We start from the raw sequence: 22,413 nt of genomic DNA, 5'->3' as shown, positions 1-22,413 counted from the left end.
GGGCGGCGGGGCCCGCGGGGACGTCCACGGCACCGAGGCGAGGACCTCTTCCGCCGGGCGGCGGGGGAGAGGGACGCGCGGGTTGCCGACCGAATCCGGCAGAGCGGGACGGAGCACCCGAAAATGAACCGGGTCGCGGGTGCGCGGGGGAGCCCCCTGTCGCGTAGGGTTGACGGCTGCCCGATGCACGTCAGAAGGGGGCCTCGGTGGCCGCGCAGGATGCCGCTGTCGATTCGTTGCGGGACCGGGAGACCGGTGTCGAGCAAGAACATCTGGACCGGGTCTACCACCGCCTCGAGGAGAAGATCCACGAGGCGGAATTCCTCATGCACGACGCCGGCAAACGGGGCCAGGTAGGCACACCCGGCGCGCTCGCCGAGCGGGACGCCCAGGTCTTCCGTGCCGGCGTCCACCTCAACCGGCTGAACAGCGAGTTCGAGGACTTCCTCTTCGGGAGGATCGACCTGCTGGCGGGCAAGGACGGCGTACGCGGCCCGGACGGCGCGTTCACCTCCGTCGAACCCGCCGACGACGCCGTCCGGGAGGACGGCACCGCCGACATCGCCGAGACGCTCCACATCGGCCGCATAGGAGTCCTCGACGCCGACTACGCGCCGCTGGTGATCGACTGGCGGGCCCCGGCCGCGGCGCCGTTCTACCGGTCGACGCCCAAGGACCCGGGCAGGGTCGTGCGCAGGCGGGTCATCCGCTCCAAGGGCCGCAAGGTCCTCGGGGTGGAGGACGACCTGATGCGTCCGGAGCTCACCGCGTTCCTGGGCGGCGAGACCCTGCCCGTCATCGGCGACGGCGCCCTGATGGCCGCCCTGGGCCAGGCCCGCAGCCACACCATGCGCGACATCGTCTCCTCCATCCAGGCGGAACAGGACATGGTGATCCGCGCCCCCGCGGCCTCCGTCACGGAGGTGTCCGGCGGACCGGGCACCGGTAAGACGGCGGTCGCCCTGCACCGGGCCGCGTACCTGCTCTACCAGGACCGGCGCCGGTACGCGGGCGGCATCCTCGTCGTCTCCCCGACCCCGCTCCTGGTCGCCTACACCGAAGGCGTGCTGCCCTCGCTCGGCGAGGAGGGCCAGGTCGCGATCCGTGCGGTCGGCTCCCTCTCCGACGAGGCGGCGGGCGTCGAGGGGGCCACCACGTACGACGAGCCCGCCGTCGCCCGGATCAAGGGCTCGTCCCGGATGCTGCACGTCCTGCGCAAGGCCGCCCGGGGGGCGCTGGAGCAGCCTGTTCCCCGCCCCGCCGCCCAGGGTGGGCAGCTGGCGTTCGGCGAGGCGGAGGCTCCCGCCGGACAGGGCACCCCCACCCGGCTGAGGGTGGTGGCCTTCGGTGCCCGGCTCGAACTGGACGCGGACGAGCTCCGGCGCATCCGGCACAACGTCCTCGGGGGCACCGCGCCCGTCAACCTGCTGCGCCCCCGCGCCCGCAAGCTGCTGCTGGACGCCCTGTGGGGCAAGTCGTCGGGGCGGGGCCGGTACACCGACCCCCAACTCGTCGCGGAGCTGCGCTCCTCGTTCGACGAGGACGTCTCCACCGAGCCCGTGTTCCTGGAGTTCCTGAACGCCTGGTGGCCGGAGCTCACCCCGCGCCGGGTGCTGGCCGCGATGGCCGACGAGCGGCGGCTGGGCCGGTGGGCGCGCCGGATCCTCAACCAGGGCGAGGTACGCCGCCTCGCCCGCTCGCTGAAGCGGCTGGGCGAGGACGGCACGGGTGCCCTCTCCGTGCACGACGTGGCGCTCCTGGACGAACTGCAGACGCTGCTGGGCACCCCGCACCGGCCGAAGAGGAAGCGCGAACTCGACCCGCTGGACCAGCTCACCGGCCTGGACGAGCTGATGCCCCGGCGTGAGGAGACGCAGCGGGAGCGCGCGGAGCGGCTGGCGGCGGAGCGCACGGAGTACGCGCACGTCATCGTCGACGAGGCCCAGGACCTGACCCCGATGCAGTGGCGCATGGTCGGCCGCCGGGGCCGGCACGCCACCTGGACGATCGTCGGCGACGCGGCCCAGTCCTCCTGGTCGGACCCGGACGAGGCGTCCGCCGCCCGTGACGAGGCGCTCGGCAGCCGGCCCCGGCGCCACTTCACCCTCACGGTCAACTACCGCAACCCGGCGGAGATCGCCGAGCTCGCCGCGAAGGTGCTGGCCCTGGCCATGCCGGGGATGGAGTCCCCGGCGGCGGTCCGCTCCACGGGGGTGGAGCCGCGCTTCGAGACGGTGCGGGGCGGGGATCTCGCGGGGACCGTACGCGAGGAGGCGCGCAGGCTCCTCGCGGAGGTGGACGGCACCGTCGGCGTGGTCGTCGCGATGGACCGCCGCGCCGAGGCCCGCGGCTGGCTGGAGGAACTCGGTGAGCGGGTGGTGGCGCTGGGCAGCCTGGAGGCGAAGGGCCTGGAGTACGACGCCACCGTGGTCGTCTCGCCCGCGGAGATCGCGGACGAGTCCCCGGCGGGGCTGCGGGTGCTGTACGTGGCGCTCACCCGGGCGACGCAGCAGCTGACCGTGGTCTCCGGCGAGCGCGACCTGCCGGACGGGAACGGTGTCCCCGACCTGCTGAGGGACTGAGGGAGGGGCAGGGGAGGAACCGCGGGACGGGCGGTGGCGAGGACCCGTACGAGGGAGCGGCCGGAGGCTCGTCACCGGCTCGACGCGTCGCGGGGGAATCACTTTTCCGGGGTCTTTGTTAGCCTGGTGGAGGCACCGGCTCGATCCAAGCCCCCGGGCCCAACCTTCGTCGCTACGAGCGACCACTTGCCGCGAGGCGAGCATGGCGGGCCGGTGCCACCTGAGTGAAGAAGACAGACCCGCGTCACCTGAGGGTGGCGCGGGTCTGTTGCGTGTACGGCGCCTCCCCAGGGTTCCCTGGGGAGGCCACTTCTCGTATGGTGGAAGAAACTTTCCGAAAAGCGGCAGTCATTACCGGCTACCGGCCGGTAGGTGCGACGATTCGGAACGCGCGTACGGGTAAGCCCCACTGCGCGCAGGCAATGAAGCTCAGGAAAGCGAAGGACTGGCCATGGCAACGGCGCCCAGCGTCTCGTACTCGATGACGGTCAGGCTGGAGGTGCCCGCGAGTGGCACAGCGGTCTCCCAGCTCACCACGGCCGTGGAGTCCTCCGGCGGCTCGGTCACCGGCCTCGACGTGACCGCTTCCGGCCACGAGAAGCTGCGGATCGACGTCACCATCGCGGCTTCGTCCACCTCGCACGCGGACGAGATCGTCGAGGGACTGCGCGGCATCGAGGGCGTCGTCCTCGGCAAGGTCTCCGACCGTACGTTCCTGATGCACCTCGGCGGCAAGATCGAGATGGCGTCCAAGCACCCCATCCGCAACCGCGACGACCTCTCGATGATCTACACCCCGGGTGTGGCCCGGGTCTGCATGGCGATCGCCGAGAACCCGGAGGACGCCCGCCGGCTGACCATCAAGCGCAACTCCGTGGCCGTGGTCACGGACGGGTCCGCGGTGCTCGGCCTCGGCAACATCGGCCCCAAGGCCGCCCTCCCCGTCATGGAGGGCAAGGCCGCCCTGTTCAAGCGCTTCGCGGGCATCGACGCCTGGCCGCTCTGCCTGGACACGCAGGACACCGACGCCATCGTCGAGATCGTCAAGGCGATCGCCCCCGGGTTCGCCGGCATCAACCTCGAGGACATCTCCGCCCCCCGCTGCTTCGAGATCGAGGCGCGGCTGCGCGAGGCCCTGGACATCCCCGTCTTCCACGACGACCAGCACGGTACGGCGATCGTGGTCCTGGCCGCGCTGACCAACGCGCTGCGCGTGGTCGGCAAGTCCGTCGGCGACGTCCGGGTCGTCATGTCCGGTGCCGGCGCGGCCGGTACGGCCATCCTGAAACTCCTCATCGCGGCGGGCGTCAAGCACGCGGTCGTCGCCGACATCCACGGTGTGGTGCACGCGGGCCGTGAGGACCTCGTCTCCGCCGACCCCGACTCGCCGCTGCGCTGGATCGCCGACAACACGAACCCGGAGGGTGTCACCGGCACCCTCAAGGAGGCCGTCGTCGGTGCCGACGTCTTCATCGGCGTCTCCGCCCCCAACGTCCTGAACGGTGACGACGTCGCGGCGATGGCCGAGGGTGCGATCGTGTTCGCTCTCGCGAATCCGGACCCCGAGGTCGACCCGGCAATCGCCAGGGAGACGGCGGCAGTTGTGGCCACGGGCCGCTCCGACTTCCCGAACCAGATCAACAACGTGCTGGTCTTCCCGGGCGTCTTCCGCGGCCTGCTGGACGCTCAGTCCCGCACCGTCAACACGGAGATGATGCTCGCCGCCGCGCGTGCCCTCGCCGGTGTCGTCGCCGAGGACGAGGTCAACGCGAACTACATCATCCCCTCGGTCTTCAACGACAAGGTCGCGGGAGCGGTCGCCGGAGCGGTCCGCGAGGCCGCCAAGGCGGCCGGAGTGGCCGAGGCGGCCCCCGACCCGGCCTGACGTCCGTTCCGCGGCCTGACGTCCCTCCGGGCTGGCCGACACCCGTCCCCGTCCCCGGGTGGGCGCGGACGGGCCGCTGCGGCCCCGCCCCGCCGTGGGTGGGTAATCCGGTGCGCGGCATCCCGCGACGTGCCGCGTGCGGCGCCGTGGCCGGTTCGCAGGGACCGGGGGGCGCCCCGGCGCGCCCCGTGTGCGGAGGCCGGTCACGGTCCTGGCGGGCGGTGTCCTGCCTCACGTCCGGGGCCCGTACGGCGCGTCGTGGGTCGCGGCGTCCCAAACGCCCCTTTAGGGTGGGCGGGCAGCGAGCCCCACAGGCCCGGCATCCGCTGCGGACCGCTCCAAGGAGTCGACGGAACGTCACCACGGGCACTCGGTGGCGCTTTTCGTGTGGCGTCCGGGGGTTCCGGATTGGCGTTAGCGCCGCAGGTGGGGGCAGGATGCGTATTCGGGCGCGAGGGTCTGACATCAGACCCGGGTCCGGGGACTGTCAGAGGGCCCTGGCAGCATCGGCTTCGATCTCACGCCTCACAGGCAAGAAGAACACGGGAGTAACAACATGAACCGCAGTGAGCTGGTGGCCGCCCTGGCCGACCGTGCCGAGGTGACCCGCAAGGACGCCGACGCCGTTCTGGCCGCCCTCGCCGAGACCGTCGGCGAGATCGTCGCCAAGGGCGACGAGAAGGTCACCATCCCCGGCTTCCTGACCTTCGAGCGCACCCACCGTGCCGCTCGCACCGCTCGTAACCCGCAGACCGGCGACCCGATCAACATCCCGGCCGGCTACAGCGTGAAGGTCTCCGCGGGCTCGAAGCTCAAGGAAGCCGCCAAGGGCAAGTAAGGCCCCCAGGCATCAGTAAGGGCGGCCGTCCTCACCGGACGGCCGCCCTTCGGCATACCCGGGGGCCGGCTGCAAGGGGCAAGTGGCGGCCGGGGACCGCGTGACGGGGAGCCGGTGGCCGCCGGGGGGGCCGGGAAGCGGCCCTGGCCGCCGTGCGGGCGGCGCTGCGGGCCCGGAGGCGCCCCGGGGTCCCGGAACCTGCGCGCGGCCGTTCCCGGAGCCCGCAGGGCCGTCCCCGCGCGCCACAGCCCGCTGCCCCGGTCCCATGGACGGGGCCGGGGCAGCGGGCTGCGGTGCGGGGGCGCGCAATGCTGTGTGCGGCAGCACTGTGCGTACGCCGGAGCGTGTCCGGCGCGGGGTCAGACGAGCGATCCGCCGGGGAGCTCGACCTTGGCGCCGAGCCTCTCGAGCTTGTCCATGAAGTTCTCGTAGCCCCGGTTGATCAGGTCGATGCCGTGCACCCGAGATGTGCCCTGGGCCGCCAGCGCGGCGATCAGGTACGAGAAACCGCCCCGGAGGTCCGGGATGACCAGGTCGGCGCCCTGGAGCCGCGTGGGCCCGGACACGACCGCGGAGTGCAGGAAGTTCCGTTGGCCGAAGCGGCAGTCGGAGCCCCCGAGGCACTCGCGGTAGAGCTGGATGTGCGCGCCCATCTGGTTGAGCGCCGAAGTGAAGCCGAGCCGGGACTCGTACACCGTCTCGTGGACGATGGAGAGGCCCGCGGCCTGCGTCAGGGCCACCACCAGCGGCTGCTGCCAGTCGGTCTGGAATCCGGGGTGGACGTCCGTCTCCAGGGCGATGGCGTTCAGCGCGCCCCCCGGGTGCCAGAAGCGGATGCCCTCGTCGTCGATCTCGAAGGCGCCACCGACCCGCCGATAGGTGTTGAGGAAGGTCATCATCGAGCGCTGCTGGGCACCGCGCACGTAGATGTTGCCCTCGGTGGCCAGCGCGGCGGACGCCCAGGAGGCGGCCTCCAGCCGGTCCGGGATCGCCCGGTGCGTGTACCCGTCGAGCTGGTCGACGCCGGTGATCCGGATGGTCCGGTCGGTGTCCATCGAGATGATCGCGCCCATCTTCTGCAGTACGCAGATGAGGTCCTCGATCTCCGGCTCGACGGCCGCGTTGGACAGCTCGGTGACGCCCTCGGCGAGGACGGCGGTCAGCAGCACCTGCTCGGTGGAGCCGACCGACGGGTACGGCAGCCTGATCTTCGTACCGCGCAGGCGCTGCGGGGCCTCCAGGTACTGGCCGTCGGCCCGCTTCTCGATGACCGCGCCGAACTGGCGCAGCACCTCGAAGTGGAAGTCGATCGGCCGGCCGCCGATGTCGCAGCCGCCCAGCCCGGGGATGAAGGCGTGGCCCAGGCGGTGCAGCAGAGGACCGCAGAAGAGGATCGGGATGCGCGAGGAGCCCGCGTGCGCGTCGATGTCGGCGACGTTCGCGCTCTCGACGTGCGACGGGTCGAGGATGAGTTCGCCCGGCTCGTCACCCGGGCGTACGGTCACGCCGTGCAGCTGCAGCAGCCCCCGGACCACCCGCACATCGCGGATGTCGGGCACGTTGCGGAGCCGGCTGGGCCCGCTGCCGAGCAGCGCGGCGACCATCGCCTTCGGCACCAGGTTCTTGGCGCCTCGGACGCGGATCTCGCCCTCCAGCGGGGTGCCGCCGTGGACAAGCAGGACATCGTCTGTGCCGGTCATGTATCTCGCGTTCCGAAGTGGTCGGGCAGGGGGCCTCCGAAGAGGGTAATGGGCCCCCACCCCCCTTCCGTAAGTCACAGGGGGGTGTGCGAACGTCATGGATCCGCCACAACACGCTCTGCTCCGGCCCTCTTGCGGAGGGTCACCGTCCGGGTGGCCGGTGCCGGGGCACCCCTCCCCGGGTCCCCCGTGCGCCCGTGCGGCGGCTCGGGCGTCCTGAGCTGCGCGCGGGCGCGAGCCGTGACCGGGTGGGCCGTCCGGTTCCCGCGGAGGGCGGACATGCGGGATCATCTCTGCCATGACCGAGGTGTCCTCGCTCACAGGGCGGCTGCTCGTGGCCACACCCGCCCTGGCGGATCCGAACTTCGACCGTGCCGTGGTGCTGCTCCTCGACCATGACGAGGAGGGCTCGCTCGGCGTCGTCCTGAACCGCCCGACCCCGGTGGGCGTCGGTGACATCCTCGCGTCCTGGGCCGGCCTGACCGGCGAGCCCGACGTGGTCTTCCAGGGCGGTCCCGTCTCGCTCGACTCGGCCCTGGGCGTCGCGGTCATCCCCGGGGGCGAGGGTCCTCCGGGCTGGCGCCGGGTGCACGGGGCGATCGGCCTGGTGGACCTGGAGGCACCTCCGGAACTGCTGGCCGCGGCGCTCGGCTCCCTGCGGATCTTCGCCGGGTACGCGGGCTGGGGGCCGGGGCAGCTGGAGACGGAGCTCAGGGACGGCGCCTGGTACGTCGTCGAGTCGGAGCCCGGCGACGTGTCGTCGCCACGCCCGGAGAACCTCTGGCGCGCCGTTCTGCGGCGCCAGCGCAGCGAACTGGCGATGGTCGCGACGTATCCGGACGACCCTTCGCTGAACTGATGCCCGGAGCTTTCAGTACGCTTGGCAGTTATGAGCACTCTTGAGCCCGAGCGCGGGGCAGGGACGGGCACCCTCGTAGAGCCGACGCCACAGGTGTCGAACGGCGACGGCGACCACGAGCGCTACGCCCATTACGTCCAGAAGGACAAGATCATGGCGAGTGCCCTCGAGGGCACTCCCGTGGTGGCACTGTGCGGAAAGGTCTGGGTCCCGGGGCGCGACCCCAAGAAGTACCCGGTCTGTCCCATGTGCAAGGAGATCTACGAGTCCATGGGCGCCGGAGGCGACAAGGACAAGGGCAAGGGCGGCAAGGACAGCGGCAAGAAGTAGCCCCACCTGGTGACACCGTCCGGCCCGTGACCCCCGGGGCGCGCAGCGATGCGCGCCCCGGGGGTCTTCGCATGTCCGCGCGCATCCCGACCCGGGTGTGGGGCGCGCGGACGGGTGGTCCGCGGACGCGCGGGGCGCGGGCCCGTCCGGGCGGCCGGGCGTTGCACGGGCTGCTCCGGGTGGTCACAGAGTGGTTGAGACCACTTGTCGGGGTGCGGGCGCGCGCTTACTCTCCTGCCAGTTGTGCAGAACGAAACGTGCGTTGCACAGCATGCAACGACTGACCGGTAGGGGTTCCGCATGAAGCTTTCTGCCCGAATGGCCGTCCCGGCCGCGGCTCTTGTGCTGGCCGGCCTCACCGCCACCGCCTGCGCGCCGCAGACCTCCGACACCGCCTCCGGGGCGGACGAGAAGAGCGGGACACTCCGCGTCTGGCTCTTCCAGGAGGTAGGCAACAAGCCCAAGGAGAAGGTCGTCGACGCCGCGGTCGCCGCCTTCGAGAAGTCCCACAAGGGCGCGGAGGTCGAGGTCGAGTACATACCGGTCGACACCCGCGCCCAGCGCATCAAGGCCGCCTTCAACGACCCGAAGAGCGCCCCCGACCTCGTCGAGTACGGCAACACCGACACGGCCGGGTACGTGAAGGACGGCGGACTCGCCGACGTCAGCAAGGAGTTCGCCGCCTGGGACGAGGCCGAGGACATCGACCCGGCCGCCAAGCAGTCCGTGACGGTCGGCGGCAAGGTGTACGGGGCACCCCTCTTCGTCGGGGTACGGGCGCTCTACTACCGCACCGACGTCTTCGAGGACCTCGGCATCCAGCCGCCCACGTCCCAGACGGAGCTGATCTCCACCGCCAAGAAGATCCACAAGGAGAAGCCCGGGCTGTACGGCCTCGCGGTCGGCGGCGCCTACACCTACGGCGCGATGCCCTTCATCTGGGCGCACGGCGGCGAACTGGCCGACGAGACCGGGGTGACCTACGAGTCGGCCATCAACAGCGAGAAGGCCCGCACGGGCATCGAGGCCTACACCTCCCTCTTCGGCGACGACAACTGCCCCGCCGCCAAGTGCGCGGCCATGGGCGGCAACGCGACCGTCACCGCCTTCGCGTCCGGCAAGGCTGCCATGGCGATCGGCGGCGACTTCAGCCACGCGGCCGTCGAGGCGGGCGCAGTGAAGGGCAAGTACGCGGTCGTGCCGCTGCCCGGCGTCGAAAAGGGCTCCATCGCCCCGGCGTTCGCGGGCGGCAACAACATCGGCGTGCTCAGGAGCAGTGCACACCGCACCCTCGCGGTCGACCTCATGAAGGCGCTGACCGGTAAGAAGACGCAGGCCGAGATGTTCGACGCCATGGGCTTCCTGCCCACCTACACGGACGTACGGGCCGCGGTCGCCGAGAAGGAGCCCTTCGTCGGGCCGTTCGTCGACACGCTCGGCGCGGGCGCCAAGTTCGTCCCGGCGTCCCCGGCCTGGGGTCAGATCGACGCCTCACTGGTCCTGCCCACGATGTTCCAGGAGATCGTCAGCGGCCGTAAGGACGTGGCAGCCGCCTCGGACGACGCGGCGAAGAAGATGGACGCGGCGTTCGCCGACGCGGGCTGACGATGACCGCGAACACGACAGTGCACAAGGCCCCGGTGCCCGGGGCGGGCGGCGGCACGCCGGCCCGCCCGCCCCGGCGCCGGCCGGCCTCACCCGTACGGCGCTCCGGCTGGACACCCTGGCTGTACCTGCTGCCCGCCCTCGTGCTGCTCGGCGGGCTCCTGGTCTACCCGATCTACCAGCTGGGCCTGATCTCCTTCCTGGAGTACACCCAGGCCCAGGTCAGCGGCGGCGAACCCACGACCTTCCAGGGTTTCGGCAACTACGCGACGCTCTTCCGCGACAGCCAGTTCTGGCAGGTGCTCCTCGCGACCGTGCTGTTCGCCGCGGCCTGCGTGCTCGCCACCCTGTCCGTCGGCTGCGCCCTGGCCGTCCTGCTCACCCGGATCCGGGCCCTGCCCCGGCTCGCCCTCATGATGGCCGCGCTCGGGGCGTGGGCGACCCCGGCGATCACCGGATCGACCGTCTGGGTCTTCCTCTTCGACCCGGACTTCGGACCGGTCAACAAGGTGCTGGGCCTGAGGGACTTCTCCTGGACGTACGGGCGCTACAGCGCCTTCGCCCTGGTCCTCCTCGAAGTGCTGTGGTGCTCGTTCCCGTTCGTGATGGTGACCGTGTACGCGGGCATCCGCGCGATCCCCGCCGAGGTGCTGGAGGCGGCCTCGCTGGACGGCGCCTCGCAGTGGCGGATCTGGCGGTCGGTCATGGCACCGATGCTGCGGCCGATCCTGATCGTCGTCACCATCCAGTCGGTCATCTGGGACTTCAAGGTCTTCACCCAGATCTACGTCATGACCAACGGCGGCGGGATCGCCGGCCAGAACCTGGTGCTCAACGTGTACGCGTACCAGAAGGCGTTCGCGTCCTCGCAGTACAGCCTCGGATCGGCGATCGGCGTCGTGATGCTGGTGATCCTGCTGGCCGTGACGCTGGTCTATCTGCGCCTGGTGCGGCGCCAGGGGGAGGAACTGTGAGCTTGCCGACGACCCGCCCGCGCATCCGACGGCCCGGACGGCTGGCCGCGGAGGCCGCGGCCTTCCTCATCGCCGCCGCGGTCGCCTTCCCGCTGTACTGGATGGTGCTCTCCGCCCTCAAACCGGCGGGCGAGATCCAGTCCACGCACGCCCGGCCCTGGACACTGTCCCCGTCCCTCGACTCCTTCCGCCGGGTCTTCGAACAGCAGGATTTCGGCCGCTACTTCCTCAACAGCCTGCTCGTCGCCGGCACGGTCGTCCTCGCCTCCGCGCTGATCGCCTTCCTCGCGGCCACGGCCGTCACCCGATTCCGTTTCAGATTCCGCACCACGCTGCTGATCATGTTTCTCGTGGCACAGATGGTGCCGGTCGAGGCGCTCACCATCCCGTTGTTCTTCCTCATGCGGGATTTCGGGCAGCTGAACACCCTGGGCTCGCTGATCCTGCCCCACCTCGCCTTCTCGCTGCCGTTCGCGATCTGGATGCTGCGCGGATTCGTCAAGGCCGTCCCGGAGGCCCTGGAGGAGGCCGCCTACATCGACGGGGCGAGCCGGACCCGCTTCCTGTGGCAGATCCTCTTCCCGCTCGTCTTCCCCGGCCTCGTGGCGACCAGCGTGTTCTCCTTCATCTCGACCTGGAACGACTTCCTCTTCGCCAAGTCGTTCCTCATCAGCGACACGTCCCAGTCGACTCTTCCCATGGCCCTCCTGGTGTTCTTCAAACCCGACGAGAACGACTGGGGCGGGATCATGGCCGCCTCGACGGTGATGACCGTTCCCGTGCTCGTCTTCTTCGTACTCGTACAGCGCCGTCTGGTCTCGGGACTCGGCGGAGCGGTGAAGGACTGACCATGCACCAGCTGATTCCGGCGCCCGTACGCGCCGAGACCACGGACCGGAGCGCGTTCCTCCTGGACGGGGCCACCACCCTCACGGCACGGGCCGGCACCGAGTCCACCGGGCGCTGGCTGCGCACCACTCTCGGAGCCGCCTTCGGTATCCCGCTCGCCCCGGGGGGCGACGGCACCGGCACCACCGTCGACCTGCGCATCGACCCCGCGAGGGAGCCCGAAGGCTACCGTCTGACCGTCACGCCCGAGGGCGGCGTCGAGATCTCCGGAGGCAGCGCCGCCGGCGTCTTCTGGGGTGCGCAGACACTCCGCCAGCTCCTCGGCCCGGAGGCGTTCCGCCGCGCGCCCGTGGGCCCCGCGGGCCCGCGCCCCGTCCCCCTCCTGGACATCGAGGACGGCCCGCGCTTCGGCTGGCGCGGTCTGATGCTCGACGTGGCGCGCCACTTCATGCCCAAGGACGACGTCCTGCGCTACCTCGACCTGATGGCGGCCCACAAACTCAACGTCTTCCACTTCCACCTCACCGACGACCAGGGCTGGCGCGTCGAGATCAAACGCCACCCCCGGCTCACGGAGACCGGCGCCTGGCGTCCACGCACCCGATACGGCCACCGCGCCTCCGACCTCTGGGACGAGACCCCGCACGGCGGTTACTACACCCAGGACGACATCCGCGAAATCGTCGCGTACGCCGCCGAGCGGCATATCCGGGTCGTCCCGGAAATCGACATCCCGGGCCACTCGCAGGCAGCGATCAGCGCATATCCGGAACTCGGCAACACCGACGTCATCGATACCTCCGCGCTTTCGGTCTGGGACACCTGGGGCGTCAATCCGAACGTACTCTCCCCCACTGACAGCACCCTCCGCTTCTTCGAAGGGGTCTTCGAAGAGATTCTCGGTCTCTTCCCCGCCGCCACCTCGCCGTTCATCCATATCGGTGGCGACGAATGCCTCAAGGACCAGTGGAGGCAGTCACCGGCGGCGCAGGCCCGGATGGCCGGACTCGGCCTCACCGGCGAGGACGAACTGCAGTCCTGGTTCATCCGGCACTTCGACGGCTGGCTCACCGCCCGGGGCCGCAGGCTCATCGGCTGGGACGAGATCCTCGAGGGCGGCCTCGCCGAGGGGGCCGCGGTGTCCTCGTGGCGCGGATACGCGGGCGGCATCGCCGCCGCCGAGGCCGGACACGACGTCGTCATGTGCCCCGAACAGCAGGTCTACCTGGACCACCGTCAGGACGGCGGCCCCGACGAACCGATGCCCATCGGGTACGTACGCACCCTGGAGGACGTCTACCGCTTCGAACCCGTCCCCCCGGGGCTCTCCGAAGAGGCGGCCGCCCACATCCTCGGCACCCAGGCCAACGTCTGGACCGAGGTCATGCAGAACAGGGCCCGCGTGGACTACCAGGTCTTCCCGCGGCTCGCTGCCTTCGCCGAGGTCGCCTGGTCCCCCCTTCCGGCCCCCGAAGAGAGGGACTTCGCCGGATTCGAGCGCCGCATGACCGCGCACTACGCCCGGCTCGACGCCCTGGGTGTCGGCTACCGGCCGCCGGGCGGCCCCCTGCCGTGGCAACGGCGGCCGGGCGTCCTGGGTCGCCCGATCGAGGGACCGCCCCCGAACGTCTGAGGTGCGCCCCCGTCCCGTCCCCGCACACGGGACCCGTCGCCCGGGCGCGTCCGGTCCGCGTGTCCACCCCTCGGCGCGGGTGGACACGCGAAACGAACAAGTCGAGCGAACGCGCCGGACGATCGCCATGCGCACACCGGGCGAAGGTGCGCTAAAGGTGATGCACCCCCCGGTCAGGGACGGATGCGCCCTTCGTGGACCCTCGCGTCGGTCCGCCCGGAAGATGTGCCAGAGTTGCCACGTCCCGGCCGTGAGCACGTACCGTACGGCGGACAGGCGGGACTGCCGGGACACCGGGAAGGGGCAGCTGGGTTGACCACGCACGCACCGCAGGCGATGCAGTCGGTGACGCTCCCGGCCTCGCTCGACGAGGCCGTGGCAGCTCTCGGCGCCATGCCTGCCGCCGTTCCTGTGGCCGGGGGCACGGACCTCATGGCCGCCGTCAACAAGGGCCTCCTGCGGCCCTCCGGGCTGGTCGGCCTGAGCCGGATCAGCGAACTGCGCGGCTGGCACTACCAGGACGGCCACGCCCTCCTCGGCGCCGGCCTCACCCACGCGCGCATGGGACGGCCCGACTTCGCCGCCCTCATCCCCGCGCTGGCCGCCTCCGCACGCGCCGCCGGCCCGCCCCAGATCCGTAACGCCGGAACCCTCGGCGGCAACATCGCCACCGCGGCGCCGACCGGCGACGCCCTGCCGGTGCTGGCGGCCCTGGAAGCCGAACTGGTCATCGCCGGCCCCGGGGGCGCCCGGCGTGAGATCCCCGTCTCGCACCTGCTGGCCGGCCGCGAGATGCTCGAACCCGCCGAGCTGATCGGCTTCGTCCGCGTACCACTGCTGCACGCGCCCCAGGTCTTCGTCAAGGCCACCGGCCGCACCGGCCCCGGGCGTGCCACCGCCTCCGTCGCGATCGTCCTGGACCCGGCCCGCCGCGGCGTGCGCTGCGCCGTCGGGGCGATCGCCCCCATGCCACTGCGGCCCCTGGAGGCCGAACGCTGGATCGCCTCCCTGATCGACTGGGACGGCGAACGCGGCCTGGCCCCCGACGCGCTGGCCGCCTTCGGCGAGTACGTCGCCGCGGCCTGCATCCCGGACCAGGCGCCACCTGACGACGGGGGAGAGGCGCCACCGCTGTCTCCCGCCGTACTGCACCTGCGGCGCACGGTCGCCGCGCTCGCCCGACGCGCACTGGGGAGGGCACTGTCGTGAGCAATGAGGAGAACCCCGGGCAGCAGCACGGGCAGCCCGATCCGTACGGCGGCTGGCAGCCGACCCCGCAGGGCGGCGAGTACGACGCCGAGGCCACCGCCTTCGTCCACCTGCCTCCGGAGGACCTGGCGAACCTCGGCGGTGACCCGCTGGCCGCCCCCGGCCACGGCTATGTCCCGCCGATGATCCTGCCCCTGACCCCGGCGGCAGGGCTGGACCCGGCGGCGACCGGCAGCTGGGTCATGCAGACGCAGAGCCAGCAGGAGCGGGCCGGCCACGCCGCAGGCGCGGAGGGCGCACCGGAGGCGGTGCACTGGCCCGACCCGAACAGCGCGCACGAGACGTACCAGCAGTACCACCCGGACACCTCGCAGTACGGGCAGACGTCGTCCACGACCGCCCAGTGGCACTTCCCCGAGGCGGAGGCCCCCGCCCCGGCCCCCGAGCCCGTACCGGAACCCCTCGGGCACACCGGGCAGTGGACGATCCCGGTCGCGAACGGTGACATCCCCGAGGAGTCCGGCGAGTACGCGGCCTCGGCGATGGCGTCGCAGTGGTACGCGGACACGCCCCCGGCCACGCTGCCGGGCGGCGCGCCGGCGCCGTGGGCCACCCCTGAGCCGGTGGTCACCCAGGAGCCGACCGCCGCCCAGGAGCCGACCGCCACGCCGGCCACTCCGTCGGCGGCATCCGTCCCCGAACCCGCACGCCCGCCGGAGCCTGAGGACCAGCAGGCCACCGGGGCCCCGGTGGGCGGCGTTCCTCCGACAGGGGTTCCCGCAGGCGTTCCTGTGCCCGGAGAAGAGCCCCCCGGCACTCCCGTGCACGCTCCGGACGTCCCGGGGAGCCCGGAGGACACCGACGCCCTGGGCGCCCAGGACACCGGTACGCAAGCCGACGCAGAGCACGCGCAGTACGCCGAACAAGCGGAGTACGGCGAGCAGGGCGAGCAGGGCGAGCATGCGGGGTACGGCGAGCAGCGCGAGTCCGGCGGCTCCGGGGAAGCCCCGGAGCCCGCAGAGGCCCACGAGCAGGACGGCGCGCCCCCTGGGGCCACGGGGCCCCAGGAAGGCGCCGGACTTTCCGCAGGTGGTGCACTTCCGGGCACCGACCTGCCCGCGGGCGCCGAACCTCCCGCAGGCGCCGACGGGGTCGCCGCCCTCCCCGGGGAGACGGGCTCCGACACGGACCACGCCACCGCTGCCACCGACCCCGCCGCCGACCCCGTCATCGACGCAACGGACGCAACGGACGCAACGGACGCGACGCTCGGTCAGGCGCCCGTCCCGGAGCCGGACCCCTCGCCCGCCCCAGCCCCCGTTCCCATGGACGGTCCGAGCGAGCACCCGGCGGCTTCGTACGTCCTGCACGTGAACGGCGTGGACCGCCCCGTCAGCGATGCCTGGATCGGTGAGTCGCTGCTCTACGTCCTCCGCGAGCGCCTCGGCCTCGCCGGGGCCAAGGACGGCTGCTCGCAGGGCGAGTGCGGGGCGTGCAACGTCCAGGTCGACGGCCGCCTCGTCGCCTCCTGCCTCGTTCCCGCGGCCACCACGGCGGGCAGCGAGGTCCGCACGGTGGAAGGCCTGGCGGTGGACGGGGAACCGTCGGACGTCCAGCGGGCCCTCGCCGGGTGCGGTGCAGTGCAGTGCGGCTTCTGCATCCCCGGGATGGCCATGACCGTCCACGACCTGCTGGAGGGCAACCACGCCCCCACCGAACTGGAGACGCGCCAGGCCCTGTGCGGCAACCTCTGCCGCTGCTCCGGCTACCGGGGCGTACTCGACGCCGTACGCGAGGTCGTCGCGGGCCGGGAGGCGACCGCGGAGGCGGCCGCCACGGCCGACGACGAGCCGCGCATCCCCCACCAGTCCGCCCCCGGAACGGGCGGCGTCCACACCCACGCGCACGAGGGAGACGCCCGGTGAACACCGCGTCTCCCGCCTCACCGGTCACACCCACCACCATCACCCGCCGCTGCCGCAGCGGGGCGAACGACAAGGAGGCGGCGTGACCAGCGACGCAGCCACCGCGACCAGCACCACCCGTACGTCACCGCGGCCCGAGGGCCCGAATCCGGGCCCTGACGCCGAGCCGCCGTCGCACGGCCTGGGCGCCTCCCTCCCGCAGACCGACGCCCGCGCCAAGACCGAGGGCACGTTCCCGTACGCGGCCGACCTCTGGGCCGAGGGGCTGCTGTGGGCGGCGGTGCTCCGCTCCCCGCACGCGCACGCGCGCATCCTCTCGATCGACCCGTCGGCCGCCGCAGCGATGCCCGGCGTACGCGCGGTCGTCACGCACCAGGACATCCCCGGCGACAGCATGTACGGCAGGAGCGTGGTCGACCGCCCCGTCTTCGCCTCCGACCTCGTCCGCCACCACGGCGAGGCGATCGCCGCCGTCGCCGCCGACCACCCCGACACCGCGCGGCTGGCCGCCGCGGCGATCGCGGTGGAGTACGAGGTGCTCGAACCGGTCACCGACCCGGAGAAGGCCTTCGCCGCCGAGCCGCTGCACCCCGACGGCAACCTCATCCGCCACATCCCGCTGCGCTACGGCGACCCCGAGGCCGTGGGCGAGGTCATCGTCGAGGGCCTGTACCGCATCGGCCGTCAGGACCCCGCCCCCATCGGCGCCGAGGCCGGCCTCGCCGTGCCCCGCCCCGACGGCGGCGTCGAGTTGTACACCGCCTCCACCGACCCGCACACCGACCGGGACCTCGCCGCCGCCTGCTTCGGGCTGGACGCCGAGCGCGTCAAGGTCGTCGTGACCGGCGTCCCCGGAGCCACCGGCGACCGGGAGGACCCCGGCTTCCAGATCCCGCTCGGCCTGCTCGCCCTGCGCACCGGCTGCCCGGTGAAACTGGCCGCCACGCGCGAGGAGTCCTTCCTCGGCCACGCACACCGCCACCCGACCCTGCTGCGCTACCGCCACCACGCGGACACCGAGGGCCGGCTGGTCAAGGTCGAGGCGCAGATCCTCCTGGACGCCGGCGCGTACGCCGACGCGTCCTCGGAGTCCCTCGCCGCCGCCGTGGCCTTCGCGTGCGGTCCCTACGTGGTTCCGCACGCCTTCATCGAGGGCTGGGCGGTCCGTACGAACAACCCGCCCTCCGGTCACGTGCGCGGAGAGGGCGCGATGCAGGTCTGCGCCGCCTACGAAGGCCAGATGGACAAGCTGGCGGCGAAGCTGGGCATCGATCCGGCCGAACTCCGCCTCCGTAACGCCCTGTCCACCGGCGACATCCTCCCCACCAGCCAGACGGTGACCTGCCCGGCCCCGGTGGCGGAACTCCTCGAGGCCGTACGCGACTTCCCGCTGCCCGCCCTCCCGAAGGACGCCCCTGAGGACGACTGGCTGCTCCCGGGCGGTCCGGAGGGCGCGGGTGAACCCGGAGCGGTACGCCGAGGCGTCGGCTACGCGCTCGGGATGGTCCACATGCTCGGCGCCGAGGGCGCGGACGAGGTCTCCACGGCCACGGTCCGGGTCCACGACGGCGTCGCCACGGTCATCTGCGCGGCCGTCGAGACCGGCCAGGGGTTCACCACGCTCGCCCGCCAGATCGTCCAGGAGACCCTGGGCATCGAGGAGGTCCACGTCGCGGCGGTGGACACCGATCAGCCTCCCGCGGGTCCGGCGACGCACGGCCGTCACACCTGGGTCTCGGGCGGCGCCGTCGAACGCGCCGCCAAGATGGTCCGCACCCAGCTTCTCCAGCCGCTGGCCCACAAGTTCGGCATGTCCACCGAACTCCTGCAGATCGCCGACGGCAAGATCACGTCGTACGACGGGGTGCTCTCCACGACGGTCATGGAGGCCATGGACGGCAAGGAGCTCTGGGCCACCGCCCAGTGCCGCCCCCACCCGACCGAACCCCTGGACGAGTCCGGTCAGGGAGACGCCTTCGTGGGACTGGCCTTCTGCGCGATCCGCGCGGTGGTCGACGTGGACATCGAACTCGGCTCGGTCCGGGTGGTCGACATGGCGGTCGCCCAGGACGTCGGCCGGGTCCTCAACCCGTCCCAGCTGGCGACCCGCATCGAAGCGGGCGTCACCCAGGGCATCGGCGCCGCCCTCACGGAGAACCTCCGCACGGCCCGCGGCCTGATCCGCCACCCCGACCTCACGGGGTACGCACTCCCGACGGCCCTGGACGCTCCGGACATCCGCATCGTCAAACTGGTCGAGGAACGCGACGTGGTCGCCCCCTTCGGCGCCAAGGCCGCCTCGGCGGTACCCGTGGTCACGTCCCCGGCAGCGGTGGCCGCAGCGGTCCGCGCGGCGACGGGCCGCCCGGTCAACCGCCTCCCGATCCGCCCACAGGCGGCGGTGGCAACTCCCAGGCCCTGACGTGTGATCCGCGTTGCACGCGCAAGCCGGGGATGCGGTGTGTCACCGGTGCTGACTACAGTGATGCCAGACGTTGTAGCCAGCCGGATACGGGGAGGGTGCTGTGCTGCCGAGTGAGGTCGGACTTGGGGTGGCCGCGTCGTTCGCGACCATGGGCGCCACGACTGCGGAACTTGCAACGGAGCTATCGTCGTTCACCGCGTTCCGTAACCACATCGACGAGATCCTGCGCGACCTGAAGACGTCGCCGGCCGGCCCGGCCAAGCTGGGCGAAGACCCGCTGTCGCGAACTCAGTTCGGCGGCGGTGAGATGCAGTGGGCGGAAGCAGCCAATCTCTTTCTCTCGTACCAGAAAGTGGTCACCGAGCTGGAGACGCTTTCCAAGTTGCTGTCGGAGTCCATCGAGGGAATGAGCATTGCGGTGCTCGCTTCCCACAAGGGGTACGAGAACCTGGACCTCGATATCCGGCAGCGCATGCTCGCCATCGCGGACAACGCGCAGGAGCACTACGGCGGTGAGTACGACCCGTCGCAGGGCGCGAAGGAGAGTGCTGACGCGCCTGGGGCGGACAAGCCGGCGAAGCCGGCGCCGGGGGCGAGTACCGGTTCGGCCTGAGGCGACGACGATCATCGGTATGACGCGGGGATAGACGGGGGCAGGAATGGATGTCAGGGAATCCGGACAGGGCACACCGTTCGAAAGCATGAGTCACGAGGCCATGCTGGCGTGGCTGGACAAGGCCAACAGCGGTGCGGTCAAGGGTGCGTCGGATCGACTGTCGAGTGCTGCCGCGGAGATCAGGAAGGTCGCCACGGAGCTGAGGGACCGTCCGCAGCGGGTTGAGTGGAAGGGCGAGGGGGCGAACGCGTTCCAGACCTGGAGTGCTGACCTGGCCAATGCGACGCTTCGTCTGGGTGACTTCAGTTCGGGTGTGTCCGAGTGGCTCGCGGAGGCGTCGAACGCGATCGCTACGGCCCAGGCATCGATCCCTCGCACACACGGGGATGCTCAGGCGAATCTCGAAGCGGCGCGCGTTGCGAGGAACGACCCGGACGCGTCGGTGGTCGCGAGGAAGTCGGCGGAGACGCTGATCGCGACTCAGGAGGCCAACCGCCATGAGGCGGCGGCCCAGATGCGAAGGTTGGCTCAGACGTACTCGTTCTCAGCCCAGAAGATGGACGGCCTGGAGAGGCCGGTGTTTCCCCCTCCGCCGGGGGCGATCGTGCCGGAGCGCAAAGATGTCGTCGGCAATGAAGAGGGTTGGGCACGCTCAGGAGGTGGCTCGGGTTCGGGAACCGGATATGGCACGGACAGCGTCGCTTACTCCTCGACCTCGCAGCGGACAGTCAGCCCCGAAAGTGGGCTGACAGGCTCCCCGGAGAGTCTGCCAGTGCATACATTTGTCCGACCGGATCGGGCCGTCGATATGGAGATCGACGGGGTGGCGACTCTGCCGACGCAGTCTGTGCCTGTCCCGCCTACGGCGCCCCCAGCCGTTGGAAAGACGGATGCCGTTCTCCCCTCTGGGACGACGCCTTTGACGCCAGGGCTCATAGGGGGCTCAACGACGTTTCCGGGACCGACAGGCGTGGGGCGACCCGCAGGATCTGGCGTCCGGCCGCCTTTGATGTCTGGCCAGAGTGGACTTGGGACAGGCCCAGGCACCCGAGCGCCACGTGATGGTGGTATCACCGGCGGCCGCCCAGTGGCGCAATCGATGGCGCGCCCAGCGGTAGGTTTTCCCCGAGGAACAGTTGTCGGTGCCGAAGGTACGCATGCCGGCCGTGCACCTATGGGTCATAGCACGGGTATGGGAGGTGCCGGCGGTAGCCAGGGTGGTATTACTGGTGGCCGACGCCTGGCGGGCGAGACTGGGGGCCTGGTGGGGGGCCGTCCACAGCAATCGGGACGGGCGAACGGTCGGCCGTTCACACCCGGGGGCACAGGCTTGGTACGCAAGTCCGCGCAGGCGGACGGTATGCGTGGAACGGGCCCGGTAGGGCGTGCCGGAACACCTGGGAAACTGGGCGAAGCGGGTCGTGACGAGCGCGACCGGCCGGACTACCTCGTCGAGGACGAAGAGACATGGCAGCAGGGCGGCCGACGTGTCGTCCCTCCGGTCATCGACTGATCAGCTCCGGCAAAGGAACCAGGATGCCTGCCAGCAGTACCCGAGTCACCTGTCGTCGAGTCATTTATCCTGCGCTGCTGGTGGGAGTGGTGCTGGCTGGGTCTCTTCCTGCCACTGCCCATGCGGACTCCGTTCGCTCGAATCAGTGGCACCTCACGGTCATGAAGGCCGAGGAAATGTGGGAGACGAGCACGGGTAAAGGTGTGACAGTCGCTGTCATTGATTCGGGCGTCGATACATCGAACGCTGACCTGCAGGGGCAAATCCTTGAGGGTAAGGACTTCGCCACAAACGAATCCGGCGACGAGCACACAGATATTGGTGGGCACGGCACAGGCATGGCCGCGTTGATTGCGGGAACGGGCGACAGTGGGGGTGGCGACGGCGCATTTGGGCTCGCCCCTGGCGTCAAGATCTTGCCGATCAGAGTTCCGGACAAGGCGGCCAACCTCGAAGCCGACATCCAGCAATTCAACACCAAGGTGCCAGCCGCGATTCGTTACGCTGCTGACAACGGTGCGAAAGTGATCAACATTTCGCTGGTCACAAGTCAGGGATCTCAACAGCTTACCGATGCTGTCGCATACGCCCTCGACAAGGGGTCGCTCATTTTCGCAGGTGTAGGAAATGACGCTGAGAGGGCGAACGGCGTAAAATATCCGGCTGCGACTCCCGGGGCAGTGGGCGTTGGTGCTGTGAGTAAGGATCTCAGGAAGACGGGCGAGTCCCAATGGGGTCCGCAGGTTGATCTTTCCGCACCGGGCGAAGAAATGATTTACGCCTGCACCGAAAAGTCCGGCCTTTGTAAGGGGCACGGCACGAGTGCTGCCACTGCCTTGGTCTCTGCTTCCGCGGCTCTGATCTGGTCCAAGTACCCCGAGTGGACCAACAACCAGGTCCTGCGGGTGCTGCTCAATACTGCTGGTGGCGCTGTCAACGGGGAGGAGCGTACGGACTACATCGGTTACGGAATTGTCCGCCCTCGCATCGCTTTGAAGTCTCCGGGTGACCCTGGCCCGGCTGACGTGTATCCGCTCCCGGACCTTGCCGCTGCCGTGTCTCCGGCGCCGTCTGCCGAGTCGTCCAGGGCGGTTGATGGAGCGGAGGCGTCGGGCGAGAGTGAGGAGCCGAACGCCGGGCCTGTGGCCGCTGATGACGAGAGCGGTAACGCTGGTCTTTGGATCGGGCTGGGTGTCGGTGCGGCTGTGCTCGCTGGAGGGGTGGCGGCCGTGGCGATGCTTCGCTCCCGTCGCCGGAAAGCGGCTGCGCCGGCAGCTGCCCCCTATCAGCCCTCTTACGTGGGCGGGCAGTCACAGCCCACCTATCCTCCGTACGCTCCGCCGCCGACGAGCCCGTCGACTGGTTCCGGATCCACCCGGCCCTACGGCGGCCCGCCCAACCAGGCCGGTGGCTCCGCCGGGTGAGCTCCCCTGTCCTGGTGCGCGGGAGGGCACTGCCTGTGATCCGTGG

The 22,413-nt window shown here is 71.0% G+C and carries 15 protein-coding genes; 14 read left to right on the top strand and 1 reads right to left on the bottom strand.

Annotation, left to right across the window (positions count from 1 at the left end; all coding sequences use genetic code 11):
• Positions 1-206: 206 nt before the first annotated feature.
• The 3 genes from ACH4VO_RS05985 to ACH4VO_RS05975 all read left to right on the top strand — a co-directional run bounded on the left by ACH4VO_RS05985 (position 207) and on the right by ACH4VO_RS05975 (position 5,305).
• Positions 207-2,582: a UvrD-helicase domain-containing protein gene (locus ACH4VO_RS05985; RefSeq protein ID WP_360995702.1), complete on the top strand. Its 2,376-nt coding sequence runs from the start codon at positions 207-209 to the stop codon at positions 2,580-2,582.
• 451 nt (positions 2,583-3,033) lie between these two features.
• Positions 3,034-4,467 carry an NAD-dependent malic enzyme gene (locus ACH4VO_RS05980; protein ID WP_069173024.1) on the top strand — a complete coding sequence of 478 codons (1,434 nt, stop codon included), beginning with the start codon at positions 3,034-3,036 and terminating at the stop codon, positions 4,465-4,467.
• Between the two features lie 556 nt (positions 4,468-5,023).
• Positions 5,024-5,305 (top strand): HU family DNA-binding protein, encoded by a 282-nt coding sequence (locus tag ACH4VO_RS05975; protein ID WP_003968811.1) that lies wholly within the window; start codon positions 5,024-5,026, stop codon positions 5,303-5,305.
• A 359-nt stretch (positions 5,306-5,664) separates the two neighbouring features.
• Here ACH4VO_RS05975 and murA read toward each other — a convergent pair whose 3' ends face one another.
• Positions 5,665-7,005, bottom strand: coding sequence for a UDP-N-acetylglucosamine 1-carboxyvinyltransferase (murA, locus tag ACH4VO_RS05970; RefSeq protein WP_360995698.1), 1,341 nt, complete (start codon positions 7,003-7,005; stop codon positions 5,665-5,667).
• 298 nt (positions 7,006-7,303) lie between these two features.
• Here murA and ACH4VO_RS05965 point away from each other — a divergent pair, with 298 nt between their 5' ends.
• The 11 genes from ACH4VO_RS05965 (at position 7,304) to mycP (ending at position 22,367) form a co-directional block, all read left to right on the top strand.
• A complete protein-coding gene (locus tag ACH4VO_RS05965) occupies positions 7,304-7,864 on the top strand; it encodes a YqgE/AlgH family protein (protein ID WP_360995695.1) in 561 nt (186 codons plus the stop codon).
• A gap of 30 nt (positions 7,865-7,894) precedes the next feature.
• A complete protein-coding gene (locus ACH4VO_RS05960; protein ID WP_014155978.1) occupies positions 7,895-8,194 on the top strand; it encodes a DUF3039 domain-containing protein in 300 nt (99 codons plus the stop codon).
• Between the two features lie 300 nt (positions 8,195-8,494).
• Positions 8,495-9,799 carry an extracellular solute-binding protein gene (locus tag ACH4VO_RS05955; RefSeq protein WP_360995692.1) on the top strand — a complete coding sequence of 435 codons (1,305 nt, stop codon included), beginning with the start codon at positions 8,495-8,497 and terminating at the stop codon, positions 9,797-9,799.
• Between the two features lie 2 nt (positions 9,800-9,801).
• Positions 9,802-10,773, top strand: a complete 972-nt coding sequence (locus ACH4VO_RS05950; protein ID WP_360995690.1) for a sugar ABC transporter permease — start codon at positions 9,802-9,804, stop codon at positions 10,771-10,773.
• Positions 10,770-11,621, top strand: coding sequence for a carbohydrate ABC transporter permease (locus ACH4VO_RS05945; RefSeq protein ID WP_360995688.1), 852 nt, complete (start codon positions 10,770-10,772; stop codon positions 11,619-11,621). The genes ACH4VO_RS05950 and ACH4VO_RS05945 overlap by 4 nt, the downstream gene beginning before the upstream one ends.
• A 2-nt stretch (positions 11,622-11,623) precedes the next feature.
• A complete protein-coding gene (locus ACH4VO_RS05940) occupies positions 11,624-13,255 on the top strand; it encodes a beta-N-acetylhexosaminidase (RefSeq protein WP_360995685.1) in 1,632 nt (543 codons plus the stop codon).
• A gap of 312 nt (positions 13,256-13,567) precedes the next feature.
• Positions 13,568-14,464: an FAD binding domain-containing protein gene (locus ACH4VO_RS05935; RefSeq protein ID WP_360995682.1), complete on the top strand. Its 897-nt coding sequence runs from the start codon at positions 13,568-13,570 to the stop codon at positions 14,462-14,464.
• Positions 14,461-16,389, top strand: a complete 1,929-nt coding sequence (locus ACH4VO_RS05930; protein WP_360995679.1) for a 2Fe-2S iron-sulfur cluster-binding protein — start codon at positions 14,461-14,463, stop codon at positions 16,387-16,389. Before ACH4VO_RS05935 ends, ACH4VO_RS05930 begins: the two co-directional genes overlap by 4 nt.
• 82 nt (positions 16,390-16,471) lie before the next feature.
• Positions 16,472-18,811: a xanthine dehydrogenase family protein molybdopterin-binding subunit gene (locus ACH4VO_RS05925; protein WP_360995676.1), complete on the top strand. Its 2,340-nt coding sequence runs from the start codon at positions 16,472-16,474 to the stop codon at positions 18,809-18,811.
• Between the two features lie 103 nt (positions 18,812-18,914).
• Entirely contained in the window at positions 18,915-19,427 is a 513-nt protein-coding gene (locus ACH4VO_RS05920) for a hypothetical protein (protein ID WP_360995673.1), read from the top strand.
• A 1,539-nt stretch (positions 19,428-20,966) separates the two neighbouring features.
• The gene (gene mycP / locus ACH4VO_RS05915; protein WP_360995671.1) at positions 20,967-22,367 is read left to right on the top strand and encodes a type VII secretion-associated serine protease mycosin; all 1,401 of its coding nucleotides are present in this window, start codon (positions 20,967-20,969) and stop codon (positions 22,365-22,367) included.
• The last annotated feature ends 46 nt before the right edge of the window (positions 22,368-22,413 follow it).

The sequence above is a fragment of the Streptomyces sp. NPDC020780 genome, from assembly GCF_044334475.1.
Lineage (GTDB): Bacteria > Actinomycetota > Actinomycetes > Streptomycetales > Streptomycetaceae > Streptomyces.
The sequence above is the reverse complement of the archived record's forward strand: the minus strand, read 5'-3'. Positions and strand labels throughout refer to the sequence as shown.